The organism is Roseococcus sp. SYP-B2431 (assembly GCF_004336745.1).
Taxonomy (GTDB): domain Bacteria; phylum Pseudomonadota; class Alphaproteobacteria; order Acetobacterales; family Acetobacteraceae; genus Roseococcus.
Genome location: NZ_SJXD01000027.1, coordinates 111,926 through 124,069, shown reverse-complemented (window position 1 = coordinate 124,069; position 12,144 = coordinate 111,926). Strand labels below are relative to the sequence as shown.

Below are 12,144 nucleotides of genomic sequence, written 5' to 3'. Positions count from 1 at the left end.
CCTTCGTCGGATCTGAGGAGACTTTGCGCGTGAGCCGTCCGGGCAAGATGCATCTCGTGGCCTATCTGAAGACGGGCCCCACCGCGAGCTTCGCCAGCGGCTGGCGCCACCCGGCCGCGCCGCTCGACGACATCTGGGAGCCCTCGCGCTGGGAGAACCTGGCCCGGCTGCTGGAACATGCCCGCTTCGACTGCGGCTTCTTCGCGGACGGCCTGGGCATCCCCGACGTCTATCGCCAGACCTTCGCCGACTATATCGGCCGCGGCGGCCAGGCGAGCCTGCTCGACCCCATGATCGTGCTGCCGCTGATGGCCCGCGTGACGACGCATCTCGGCCTCGGCGCCACGCTCTCGACCACCTTCTACGAGCCCTATCAGCTCGCGCGCAGCCTCGGCTCGCTGGACCTGATCAGCAAGGGCAGGGTGGCCTGGAACGTGGTCACCTCCTCCTACAATGCCGAGGCGCGGAACTTCGGCATGGAGGCGCTGCCGGACAAGGACCTGCGCTACGACCGCGCCGAGGACGTGCTGGCAGCCTGCTGCGCCCTGTGGGACGGCTGGGACGAGGATGCGCTGGTGCTCGACCGCGAGAGCGGCGTCTTCGCCGATGCGCAAAAGATCCGTTACGTCGATTATGTCGGGCCGCATGTGAAGACGCGCGGGCCGCTCTCCATCCCGCGCACGCCGCAGGGGCGGCCGGTGATCCTTCAGGCCGGCTCCTCCCCGCGCGGGCGCGACGTCGCGGCGCGCTGGGCGGAGATGATCTTCTGCACCGTGGCCACCAAGGAGGACGGCATCGAGTTCTGCGCCGACATGGAGCGGCGGCTGGCGAAGCATGGCCGTTCGCGCGCCGATGTCGCGATCCTGCCCACGCTCTCCGTCGTGGTCGGCGAGACCGAATCCATCGCGAGGGAGAAGGCCGCCTTCGTGGAATCGCTGGTCGATCCCGAGCTGGTGATGGCCTCCAATTCCGGCCTGCTGGGCGTGGACCTGAGCGACGTGCCGAGCCCCGAGGAGGCCGAGCGCCGCGCTGGCGCCAGCGGCTCGCAAGGCTCGCGCGACCGCATGACGCAGCGGGCGAAGGCTGAGGGCATCAGCTATGCCGAGGCGGCCCGCAAGGCGCGCGGCCAGCTCGCCGGTACGCCGGAGATGATCGCCGATGTGATGGAGGACTGGTTCCGCTCGGGCGCCTGCGACGGCTTCGTGATCCCGCCGACCACCTTCCCGATCACCTATGAGGATGTCGGCCGGATGGTGGTGCCCGAGCTGCAGCGCCGCGGCGTCTTCCGCCGTGAATATGCCGGGCGGACGCTGCGGGAGAACCTGCTGAACGCGGGCTGAGATCAAGCTGGCCCGGCTGGGCTAGAGCTGGTCCAGCCGGATCCCCGCCTGCTGCAGGACATCCGCCCAGCGGCGCATGTCGCGGTCGATCGAGGCGTTCAGGCTTTCGCCGCTCTCGAAGTAGGGCTCGAAGCCATTCGTGGCCATGGCGCGCGCCGTGTTCTCATCGGCCAGGACGCGCCGCACGGCCTCCTCGAGACGCCGCTCGATGGGCGCCGGCGTACCGAGCGGCGTGCAGAAGGAATAGGTCAGCTCGGCGGCGTAGCCGGGCAGGAACTCGCCCATGGTGGGCAGCGACGGCAGGACGATCGATTTCCGTGCCGAGGCCGTCCCCAGGGCCCTGAGCTGCCCCTCCTGCACGAGCGGGAACACCGCGCTGAACGAGCCGAACATCACCTGGACCTCGTTGCCCAGGATGCCCGCGACCGACGGGCCCGTGCCGCGGTAATGCACGTTCTCCATCCGCGTGCCGGCCAGCAGGTCGAACATGACCGCCGCCAGATGCTGCGAGGTCAGCGGCCCGGCCGTGCCGTGATTCACCTGCCCCGGCCGCGCCCGCAGCCAGGCGATGAACGCCGGCACGTCCGCGACCGGCACCGTCCGGTTCACCACCAGGATGTTGTGGGTGATCGCCGCGCGCGCGACGTGGTGGACCGCGGAGCGCGGATCGAAGCCGTCCCGCACGATGGAGGAGGTGCCGTTGAAGAGCAGCGTGTAGCCGTCCGGCGGCGATTGGCCGACCGCGCGCGTGCCGATCATGCTGCCGGCGCCGGCGCGGTTGTCGACCACCACCGGCTGGCCGAGCACCTCGCCCAGCCTGGCGCCGAGGATACGCCCGCAGATATCCGTCCCGCCGCCCGGCGGGAAGGGAATGACCAGCCGGATCGGCCGGTTGGGCCAGGTCTGGGCCAGGGCCGGCGGCGCGGCGAGGCTCGCCGCCGCGCCTGCCATGAGGCATCGCCTGTTGAAGGTCATCGCCGTTCCTCCGCAGCTTTCGCGCCCGGCATCTTCGTCCGGTCGCGAGACCTTAGACGAATGCGGGGGCTGCGGCAGGGGCGGCCTTACCCCTCCAGCAGCGCCCAGACCTTCGGCGGGGTCAGCGGCATCTGGAGCCTGTCCGCCTGGGCGGTCCGCCCCTCCCGCGCCAGCGCATCGGCCACGGCATTCACCAGCGCCGGCGTGGCGCCGATGGTGCCCAGCTCGCCCACGCCCTTCACGCCGAGCGGGTTGGTCCGGCAGGGCACGGTCTGGTCCAGCGCGGTGACATAGCCGGCCTGCAGCACGTCGGCCCGCGGCATGCAGTAGTCCTGGAAGCTGGCGCTGAGCGGCTGCCCGCTCTCGGGATCGTAGACCATCTGCTCGCAGATCGCCTGGCCGAGGCCCTGCAGCGCGCCGCCCTGGATCTGGCCCTCGACGATCATCGGATTCACGACCCGCCCGGCATCGTTGACCGAGACGTAGGAGACGACGTCGATCTCGCCCGTGTCCCGGTCGATCTCGACCTCGCAGACATGGCAGCCGTTGGGCCAGGTGGGGCCGTCCACCTTGGTGGTGGAATCGATGAAGATCCGCCCCTCAGGCTGCTTCGCCGCGACCTCGAAAAGGCCGATCTCCCGGTCGGTGCCGACGACCCGGAAGCGGCCCGCCTGGTACTCGACATCCGCCACGGCGACTTCCAGCGCCTCCGCGGCGCGCTCCTTGCCCTCGTCCACCGCCTTGCCCGAGGCGACGCTGACCGCCGAGCCCGCTGTGAAGAGCGAGCGCGAGCCGGCGCTGCCGAAGCCGGTGCCGCGGTCGGAATCGCCCATCACGATGGTGATCTTCTCCAGCGGCACGTCGAAGACGTCGACCGCGAGCTGGGCATAGGAGGTCGCGATGCCCTGGCCCATCTGCTGGGTGGTGGCGTAGATCTCGATGCCGCCGTCGCCCTTCACGGCGACGGTCACGCGTTCCTCCAGCGCATTGCCGCCGGTCCATTCCAGGAAGGTCGCGAGGCCGCGGCCGCGCAGCTTGCCCCGGGCGGCCGAGGCGGCGACGCGGGCCTCGTAGCCGCCCCAGTCGGCGAGCTCCAGCCCCTGGTCGAGCATCTGCGCGAAGGCGCCGCTGTCATAGGTCTGGCCCATGGCGTTTCGGTAGGGCATCTGCTCCGGGCCGATCATGTTGCGCCGGCGCAGCTCGGCCGGGTCGAGGCCCATCCTGCGCGCCGCCACGTCCATCAGCCGCTCGATGATGTAGATCGCCTCCGGCCGCCCGGCGCCGCGATAGGCGCCGGTCGGGGCCGTGTTGGTCATCAGCGCGGTGAAGGTGAAGTCGATGGTCTGGATGTCGTAGATGCTGGTGGACACCCAGGGCCCGATCAGCAGCTGGATGGCGATGCCGGAATTGCGCGGATAGGCGCCGACATTGGCCAGCCCGCGCACGCGCAGCGCCAGGACCTTGCCGTCGGCGTCCAGCGCCATCTCCGCCTGGCTCTCGACATCACGGCCGTGCACGGCCGACAGGAAATCCTCGATGCGGGTGGCGGCCCACTTGACCGGACGCCCCAGCCTGCGCGCGGCGAAGGCCACCACCGCATCCTCGGGGTAGAGGTTGGTCTTCATGCCGAAGCCGCCGCCGACATCGCCGATGACCACGCGCAGGCTGCCCTTCTCCAGGTTCAGCAGGTCCACCAGCTGGTCGCGCGCGGTGGAGGGCATCTGGCTGCTCAGCCGGACCGTGAGCCGGCCGGTGGCGGCGTCGTGCTCGGCCAGCACCACGCGCGGCTCCATCGGCGCGGGGGCGAGGCGCTGGTTGGCGATCTCCACCGCGACCACATGCGCGGCGCGGTCGAAGCCGGCCTGCGCGGCGGCGGGGTCGCCGTAGCGGGTCTGCGCGACGATGCGGGCGGGGTCTTCGGCCGCCCGGGTTATGACGGTGACCGAGGGCAACTCGTCGTATTCGACCCAGATGGCGTCGGCGCCGTCGCGCGCCGCGGCCATGGTCTCGGCCACCACGGCCGCGACGGGCTCGCCCACGAAGCGGACCTCGCCGGTCGCCAGCAGGGTCTGCGCCTCGGCCTGGAGGGGTGCGCCGTCCGGGCGCTTGAACGGGACGGAGACGGTCATGGGCTTCACGCCGGCGGCGGCCAGCTCCTGGCCGGTGAGCACCGCCAGCACGCCCGGCACCTCGAGCGCCGGCGCGGTGTCGATCGAGACGATCCGAGCATGCGCGTGCGGCGAGCGGAGGAAGACCAGGTGCGTCTCGCCCTGGGGCGCGAAATCGCCGGTGAATTGGCCCTCGCCGGCGAGAAGCGCCCGGTCCTCGACCCGCCGCACCGCCCGTCCACTGCCGAAACGCCCGAATTCCGTGTCCATTCGTGTCATCCTGCTGTCCGGGGAAAGATGTTGGTCCCTGAAGGAATGGGCAAGTTGTGCGGCGCGAAATCAGCCGGGAGGCAGGGAGGATGCAGCCCATGAACATGCCGCGATTCGGCCGGCTCGCGGAGGGCGGCCCGCGCCCCGTGGCCGGCGACGAGTGCTTCCAGGATTTATTGACCGCGCCCGGCGGCGCGCGGGTCGAGCGGGTCCTGTCGCGCGGCGCCGCGAGCCCGTCGGGCTTCTGGTACGAGCAGGGCTGGGACGAGTTCGTGCTGCTGGTCTCGGGCGCCGCGGTGCTGGCCTTCGCGGATGGCGGCGAGCGGCGGCTGGAGGCGGGGGACTATGCCATCCTCCCGGCGGGCTGCCGGCATCGTGTCGCCTGGACGGAGCCCGGGAAGGACACGCTCTGGCTCGCCGTCCACATGCCGCCTCGGGAGCGGGCGCCGGGGCAAGGCTGATGCGGAGCGGCGCTTCCCAAAGGGCGGCGCGCGGGGCCTTACGGCAGATCCGGTTGCCCGTCGCGCGCTGCCGAAGCCAGCCGATGCGCGCCCAGATCGTCCAGTGACGTGCATCCGATCTGGGCGAGCGTCATGTCGATCTCGCTGCGCATGAGCTTCAGCAGCTTCGCGGCGCCGGCCTGGCCCGCCCCGGCGACGGAGAACATCGCGGGCCGGCCGAAGGTGCACATCCGCGCGCCAAGGCTCAGGGCCACGACGACGTCGCTGCCGCGGCGGACGCCGCCATCGACGATGAGCTCCAGCCGGTCGCCCACACGGGCCCTGATGTCCCGCAGCACGTCGAGGGGCGCCGGCGCCTTGTCCAGCTGCCGCCCGCCATGGTTGGAGACGATGAGGCCATCGGCTCCGGCCTCGGCGCAGAGCAGCGCGTCCTCGGGGTGGAGGACCCCCTTCACGAGCAGGGGGCCGTTCCAGAGACGGCGGACGAGATGCAGGACCTCCCAGGTCTGCCCCGGCGCGGGCGTCTGCGCGCCGTAGAGGTCGGCGACCGAGTTGGCGTCCTTCCGCGCGCTGTACGGCTTCCAGTTCTCCATCACCGGCACGCCGCCGCTCTTCAGGAAGCCCAGCGTCCAGCGCGGGCGCAGCAGCCCCTGCAGGACGATGCCGGGCGTCAGCTTCATCGGCCGCGTGAAGCCGTTGCGGATGTTGCGCTCGCGCCCGCCGATGATCGGCGTGTCGATGGTCAGCACGAGCACCTTGACCCTGAGCGCCGTCGCGCGCCGCACGAGATCCTCGACGATCGCGGGGTCCCTGGTGCCGTAGATCTGGAACCAGGTCGTGTCCGGCGCCACCGCCATGGCGCGCTCGATCGAATCGCAGCTGGCGCTGGACATGATGTAGGGGATGTTGGCCTCGGCCGCGGCCCTGGCGAGCATGAGGTCGGCGCCGGGCCGGAAAAAGCCGGCGATGCCCATCGGCGAGATGCCGATCGGGCTGGCATAGCGGCTGCCGAAGATCTCCACCGTCTGGTCGCGCCGGCTGACATCCACGAGATAGCGCGGAACCAGCTTGTGACGCCGGAAGGCCGCGCGGTTCTCGGTGAGGCCTTCCTCGTCCGCCACGCCGCCGTCGATGAAGTCGAAGGCGATCCTGGGCAGCGCGGATCGGGCCAGCGCGCGCATGTCCTCCGCGTTCACGACGGCGTTCAGCTTCATGACGTGGCTAGCCCGGAAGGTCGAAGCGCACCGCGATGGCCGCGGAGGCGATCACGGCCAGGTCGTGGCCCTCTTCCTGCGGCACGTCCAGGCCGCCCTTCACGGCCCGCGCCGTCACGACGCCATAGGGCAGCGACGTCCGGACGGCCTCGATATCGACCCTCTCGGGCCGCTGCACGCCGATCGTCACCTCCACCTGCATGGTCCTGATGTCCAGGCCGAGGGTGCGGATGAAGGAGAGGGAGGAATGGTGCAGTGCGTCCTGCACCGCCCGCAGCGCCGCCTTGGTGTAGTCGCCACCATGCAGGTCGTTGCCGCTGCCCATTTCCAGGATGATTCGTTTCAAGGCCACCTGCGCGCCTCCCTCAGACGTCGAGCCGGACGATGGCGCAGCAATTGGCCATCACGGTCGTGCCCGTGCCTTCGTCATTGGAGATCTCCAGCCCGCCTTCGACGACGGTCACCGTGCCCGTGCCATGCGGCAGGATGGCCAGGACCGCGGCCTTGTCGACGAGCTCGGGCTTCGGCACTCCGATCAGCACCTCGACCTGCATCGCATCGACCGGCTGGCCGACGGCGGCGCCGATGGTCAGGGAGTTGTGCCAGAGCGCGTCGCGCAGCGCGCGAACGGCGGCCTTGGTGTAATCCGTGCCGCGGATATCGGTGCCCATGCCGATTTCGAGCACCATGCGCTTGAGCGCCATGAACGTTCCTTCGGACGATGGTCCGCCGCGAAGACTAGGGAGTCCGGGCCCGATGTGTCACGCCCCGGCCGCTAGACCATGATGCGTTCGCATTCGCTCAGGCATCATGGTCCAGCTCATTGTTCGAGCGCGTGATTCAGACCTCCGGCGCCTTTGCGCCTTCGGTCATCACGCTCCAGGCGACGCTACAGCTTCTTCCGGTACCAGATCCGCGAGTGCCCCGGCGGCATTCCGTCCAGCCGCCCGGCCTCGATCCAGCCGTGCCGCTGCCAGAAGTTCGGCGCGTGGAAGCTGAAGGTGTCGGTATAGGCGTCGGTGCAGCCGCGGCCCCGCGCGATGGCCTCCGCGCGGGCCAGCAGCTCGCCGCCCAGCCCCTTGCCGCGCACGCCGGGTGCGAGCCAGAGCCAGTCGATGAACAGCCAGTTCCAGTAGGTCAGCCCCAGCAGCCCGCCCTTCACGACCTCCTCCTCGTCACGCGCCAGCACGGTCACCGGCTCGCGGTCATAGGGGCCGCCGCGCTCCTGGTTGTAGCTGTGCAGGCCGCGCTGGATGGCCGCCACGGCCTCCAGTTCGGGATAGTCGTCGTCGCGGATGGTGAGCTTGGGCGCGTCCGTCACGCGACGCGCCTGCGGAGGGGAGACTTCATGCGGAAGTTATTGGGCCTTCACCCTCTGGAGGGAAGAGGCGAGCGCCTTCACCTCCGCCGCCGCGGCGCTGCGCGGGCTGCTCTCGGTGACGCCCAGGCCCAGGGCGAAGGCGGTCGCAAAGGCAGAACGGTTGCCCAGCGTCTCCTTCATCACCGGCGCCTTGCGGCGGGCGAGCTCCGCCGTCACCACGTCGCGCAGTCGGCCGGTGGGCGGCATGCGGTTCAGCACGATGCGGTAGGGCCGCTTCTCTTCCTCGGCGAGCCTGATGGTGGCCTCGGCCGCCCAGAGGTCGGGCAGCGAGGGCTGCAGCGGGATCAGCACGAGGTCGGCCGCGCGGACGGCGATGCGGGCGTCCGTGTCGGCATGGGGCGGCGTGTCGAGCACCACGTAGTCGGCCGTCTTGCGGTGCCGGTCGATCGCGCCGGCGAGCCGCCAGCCGGAAGGGGATTCGAAGGTCAGCGGCGCCGCCCCCTCGGCGCGCAAGCCGTGCCAGCGGGCCAGGCTCTGCTGCGGGTCGGTGTCGAGCAGCACGACCTTCTTGCCGCCTGCTCCCAGGGCGACGGCGAGATTGGCGGCCAGGGTGGATTTTCCCGCGCCGCCCTTCTGCTGCGCTACGGCGATGATAATGGCCAAGGCAGGGTCTCCTGCGATTCGGAAGCCGGAGCTTAGCCCGCTTTTCGCGCCTGTACGGCGGCTCTTGCGGCGGCCATGACCCCGATGCCCGGGACGGTCAGCGGCGGATGGCCGGGCATGAGGGCCGCGGCCGGCGCCATGGAAGCCTGGGCCAGCACCACGCGCCCCTCCAGCCCCTCGGCCGCGGCGGCGATGCGGCCCAGATAGGCGCGGGTCTCGCCCGCCTGGAACAGCCCCCAGGCGCCGTGGACCATGTGCATGACCAGCCGCGCGTCATGCGCCTTGGCCGCCGCCTCGAAAAGCCGCCGGGTCGGCTCCCGCGTGGTCGGCGCGGCATAGAGGACGTGCACGGTGCCGCCGGCGCGGGTCGCGGCCTCGGCCAGCGCCCCGTCGGCCCGGAGGACGGGCCTGGGCGAGTCCTGCGCCTGCGCCGCGGCCGCGCCGATGGTGGAGCAGGTGAGCAGCACGGCATCGGCGTGCCGGGCGAGATCCCGCAGGAGCACGGCGGCCTCGTTCAGCACCTCGGGCGTGGGTTCGCGCAGCAGGTCGGCGCGGACCTTGTGGGTCAGGCGCAGCGCGCCGCCGGGCAGGGCGGCGGCGGCCGAATCGAAGAGTGGGGCGTTGCTCTGGGCGGTGTGCAGGCAGGCGATGGTGATCATCGCGCGCGGCTCAGTTCAGGAAGGGATTGCGGCCGCGCGGCGCGGCGCGCGGGCCGAAATGCTGCGCGAGATAGTCCACGATCTGCCGGCGCTCGGCCGGCTCCAGCGGGTTCATGCCCTGCTTGTCGACCATCCAGTCCATGAGGCCGTCCCACTGCTCGCGGCTGAACGCGCTGCGGCGGATGATCGCGGTGCTGTGGCAGGCGGAGCAGGCATAGAAGGTCTCCTCCTGCCCGTCGCCGGCGGGGAGGATCGAGGGATCCTCCGGCTCCGGCGCCGTCTGGGCCAGCGCGACGCCGCCGGTGAGGGCCAGCGCCAGCAGCATCGACCGCATCAGCCCACCAGGATCGCGACGCGGCTGATCGGGTTCGCCGAATAGCCCTGGGGGTTCCAGTTGGCGGCGGCGTGCGGCTGCATGCGCCCCTCGCTGTCGGTGGCGCGGTACCAGACCTCGAAATAGCCGTCCGAGGGGAGGGTCACGCGGCCCTGCCAGCGCTGCCAGGCATGGCGGTTGGCCGGCGCCGAGACCTGCATCTCCACCCAGGTCGCGCCGAAATCGACGCTGGCATGCACGGCCTTCGCCGTCAGGTCGCCGGCCCAGGCGGCGCCGCGCAGGTCCAGGCTGCGCGTCCCCGCCGGCAGCCGCGCGCCATGCGCGTGGGAGGAGAGGATGGCGCGCACCGGCATGCTCTCGATCTCGGCGAAGCTGGCGCCGTTGTCGTTGCTGCCGGGGACGATCGGCCGGACCGGCACGCGGTAGCTGGTGCCGCCCATTCCCGCGCCGTCATGCACCTTGTCGCGGATCCAGATGCGGGTGAGCCACTTCTGGCTGAAGCTGCCGGGCCAGCCCGGCGTGATGAGCCGCAGCGGCGCGCCATGGATATGCGGGATCGGCTCGCCGTTCATGCGGAAGGCGAGCATGGTGTCCTCGTCCATGGCCTTGGCGATGCGCATGCCGCGGTTGATGGCCTGCCGGTCGGTCGCGCCAGAGAGATGCGGGTCCGCCCCGAAATGGCCGGTGTAGGCGGCGCCGGGCTTGAGGCCGGCGGCGTTCAGCAGGTCGCGCAGGCGCACGCCGGTCCATTCGGCGTTGGAGATGGCGCCGTTGCCCCATTGGTTGCCGCGCGTCTGCGGCGCGTAGGAGGCGCGGCCATTGCCGCCGCACTCCATCTGCAGCTGCATCGTGACATTGGCGAAGCGCGCGCGTAGATCGCCGAGCCGGAGCTTCAGCGGGGTGTTCACCTCGCCGTCGATGGTCAGTTCCCAGGCGTCCGGCTCCGCGACGGGCTCGGGCATCTGGCCGTTGTTGCGGATGAAGAAGTTGCGGAAGCTCGTCACCGGCTCGTCCAGCCGGTGCTCCGGCGTCTCGGCGACGAGGGGCCGGTCGCCGAGCAGGATGAGTTCGTTCTTGCCCTCCATCCGGAAGACCTGCGGCCCGGCGGCCGGCTGTCCTGCGCCCTGGGCCGCCGCGGGACGGGCGAGAAGCTCGGGCAGGGTGCCGGCCGGCATGCGGCCGGAGAAGGGGATCGCGGCGCCGAGGGCGGCGCCCATGCTGGTGAGCGCCGTGCCCTTGAGCGCGCCCCGCCGGCCCCAGGCCAGCGCGTCGGCCCGCTCGGGGTCGTCGCGGTAAAGCTCCTGCAGCGAGCGCTCGGGTCGCCCCGGCCTCTTGTTCGACGTCATGTGATCCTCCCAAGCTCCGGCTAATATGACGCAGACCCGCCCCCGCTCCGCAATGCTTTCCGAACTGCTGACGCCCGGGGAGATGGCCGAGGCGGACAGGCTGGCGGGGAATGGCCCCGCGCTGATGGAAGCCGCGGGCCGCGCGGTGGCGATGGCCATCCGCCAGCGCTTCCGGCCCCGGCGGACCCTGGTCCTGGCCGGACCGGGGAATAACGGCGGGGACGGCTACGTGGTTGCGCGGCTGCTGGAGCAGGCCGGCTGGGACGTGGCGGTGGCTGCCGTCGCGCCGCCCCGCGACGGCAGCGATGCGGCGCAGGCCGCGGCGCGATGGCGCGGGCCGCGACGCGGGCTGGAGGCGATCGGGCGGGCGGGGCTGGTGGTGGACGCGCTGTTCGGCGCCGGCCTCGCCCGCGATTTCGAGGGGCCCGCCGCCGAGGCGCTGCGAACCTGCGGCGCGCCGGTCGTGGCGGTGGACGTCCCCTCCGGCCTGGACGGCGCGACCGGCGCGGTGCGCGGCTTCGCGCCCCAGGCCGTGCTGACCGTCACTTTCTTCCGCGCCAAGCCGGGGCATCTCCTGCTGCCGGGCCGCGATCTCTGCGGCGAGCTCGTGGTGGCGGATATCGGCCTGCCCGCATCGGTGCTGGAGGCGATCCGGCCGCGGACCTTCGCCAACGGCCCTTCCCTGTGGGCGCTGCCGCGCCCGGGCGCCGGCAGCCACAAGCACAGCCGCGGCCATGTCACGGTGATCTCCGGCCGGGAGATGGCGGGCGCCGCGCTGCTGGCCGCACGCGCCGCGCGCCGGGCCGGGGCTGGCCTCGTCACGCTGGCCTGCGGGGATGCCGCGAGCGCGGCCCTGCATCGGCTGGCTGAGCCCGGCGCGCTGGTGATCGAGGCGGAGGGGAGCTCCGCGCTGCTGGACGCGATCCTCGCCGATGCCCGCCGCGACACGATCCTCGCCGGCCCCGGCCTGCCGCCCGACGAGGCCACGCGCGAGGCCGTGTCCCGCTGCCTCGCCGCCGACCGGAAGCTGGTGGCCGATGCCGGCGCGCTCACCGCCTTCGCTGGCGATCCCGACGGGTTGCGCGGCGCGGCGATCCTGACGCCGCATGCCGCGGAGTTCGCCCGCCTCTTCGGTCCCGCCGGCGACGACCGTCTCGCCGCCGTGCGGGCGGCGGCGGCTGATATCGGCGGCGTGGTTCTGCTCAAGGGCTCCGACACGGTGATTTCAGCGCCCGACGGCCGCGCCGCCATCAATCACAACGCGCCGCCCTGGCTCGCCACCGGCGGCACCGGCGACGTGCTGGCCGGCCTCGCCGCCGCGCTGCTCGCCCAGGGCATGCCCGCCTTCGAGGCGGCCTGTGCCGCCGCCTGGATTCAGGGCGAGGCCGCGCGGAAAATCGGCCCCGGCCTGCTCGCCGAAGACCTTGCGGGCGAGTTTCGCAACCTCATGTAG

Annotated in this window: 13 protein-coding genes; 3 read left to right on the top strand and 10 right to left on the bottom strand. The window is 71.8% G+C overall.

All coding sequences use genetic code 11. From position 1 onward, the window contains the following. Positions 1 to 29: 29 nt before the first annotated feature. Positions 30 to 1,340 (top strand): NtaA/DmoA family FMN-dependent monooxygenase, encoded by a 1,311-nt coding sequence (locus tag EJV46_RS17070; RefSeq protein ID WP_240782614.1) that lies wholly within the window; start codon positions 30 to 32, stop codon positions 1,338 to 1,340. 21 nt (positions 1,341 to 1,361) lie between these two features. On the opposite strand, the gene EJV46_RS17065 is transcribed toward EJV46_RS17070, so the two are convergent. Together EJV46_RS17065 and EJV46_RS17060 are read right to left on the bottom strand one after the other, a co-directional pair. After that, positions 1,362 to 2,315 (bottom strand): tripartite tricarboxylate transporter substrate binding protein, encoded by a 954-nt coding sequence (locus EJV46_RS17065; protein WP_131549904.1) that lies wholly within the window; start codon positions 2,313 to 2,315, stop codon positions 1,362 to 1,364. 86 nt (positions 2,316 to 2,401) lie between these two features. Then, complete coding sequence (locus tag EJV46_RS17060; protein ID WP_131549903.1) at positions 2,402 to 4,693, bottom strand: xanthine dehydrogenase family protein molybdopterin-binding subunit; 2,292 nt, start codon at positions 4,691 to 4,693, stop codon at positions 2,402 to 2,404. Positions 4,694 to 4,791: 98 nt separating this feature from the next. Between EJV46_RS17060 and EJV46_RS17055 the strand changes: the two genes are divergently transcribed. Further along, complete coding sequence (locus EJV46_RS17055) at positions 4,792 to 5,154, top strand: cupin domain-containing protein (protein WP_240782613.1); 363 nt, start codon at positions 4,792 to 4,794, stop codon at positions 5,152 to 5,154. 38 nt (positions 5,155 to 5,192) lie between these two features. On the opposite strand, the gene EJV46_RS17050 is transcribed toward EJV46_RS17055, so the two are convergent. The 8 genes from EJV46_RS17050 to EJV46_RS17015 form a co-directional block, all read right to left on the bottom strand. Beyond that, positions 5,193 to 6,368, bottom strand: a complete 1,176-nt coding sequence (locus tag EJV46_RS17050; RefSeq protein WP_131549902.1) for an alpha-hydroxy acid oxidase — start codon at positions 6,366 to 6,368, stop codon at positions 5,193 to 5,195. A 7-nt stretch (positions 6,369 to 6,375) separates the two neighbouring features. After that, a complete protein-coding gene (locus tag EJV46_RS17045; protein WP_131549901.1) occupies positions 6,376 to 6,720 on the bottom strand; it encodes a Lin0512 family protein in 345 nt (114 codons plus the stop codon). A gap of 13 nt (positions 6,721 to 6,733) precedes the next feature. Beyond that, the gene (locus EJV46_RS17040; protein ID WP_131549900.1) at positions 6,734 to 7,072 is read right to left on the bottom strand and encodes a Lin0512 family protein; all 339 of its coding nucleotides are present in this window, start codon (positions 7,070 to 7,072) and stop codon (positions 6,734 to 6,736) included. A 185-nt stretch (positions 7,073 to 7,257) separates the two neighbouring features. After that, on the bottom strand, positions 7,258 to 7,689 hold the full coding sequence (locus tag EJV46_RS17035) for a GNAT family N-acetyltransferase (RefSeq protein ID WP_131549899.1): 432 nt from the start codon (positions 7,687 to 7,689) through the stop codon (positions 7,258 to 7,260). 36 nt (positions 7,690 to 7,725) lie between these two features. Then, complete coding sequence (gene parA, locus EJV46_RS17030) at positions 7,726 to 8,352, bottom strand: ParA family partition ATPase (protein WP_131549898.1); 627 nt, start codon at positions 8,350 to 8,352, stop codon at positions 7,726 to 7,728. 32 nt (positions 8,353 to 8,384) lie between these two features. Then, entirely contained in the window at positions 8,385 to 9,011 is a 627-nt protein-coding gene (locus EJV46_RS17025) for a hypothetical protein (RefSeq protein ID WP_206020852.1), read from the bottom strand. A gap of 10 nt (positions 9,012 to 9,021) precedes the next feature. Further along, positions 9,022 to 9,345: an aldehyde dehydrogenase gene (locus tag EJV46_RS17020; protein ID WP_131549897.1), complete on the bottom strand. Its 324-nt coding sequence runs from the start codon at positions 9,343 to 9,345 to the stop codon at positions 9,022 to 9,024. Next, positions 9,345 to 10,691, bottom strand: a complete 1,347-nt coding sequence (locus EJV46_RS17015) for a sulfite oxidase (RefSeq protein WP_131549896.1) — start codon at positions 10,689 to 10,691, stop codon at positions 9,345 to 9,347. The genes EJV46_RS17020 and EJV46_RS17015 overlap by 1 nt, the downstream gene beginning before the upstream one ends. Before the next feature lie 25 nt (positions 10,692 to 10,716). Here EJV46_RS17015 and EJV46_RS17010 point away from each other — a divergent pair, with 25 nt between their 5' ends. Next, positions 10,717 to 12,144 (top strand): NAD(P)H-hydrate dehydratase, encoded by a 1,428-nt coding sequence (locus EJV46_RS17010; protein ID WP_240782612.1) that lies wholly within the window; start codon positions 10,717 to 10,719, stop codon positions 12,142 to 12,144.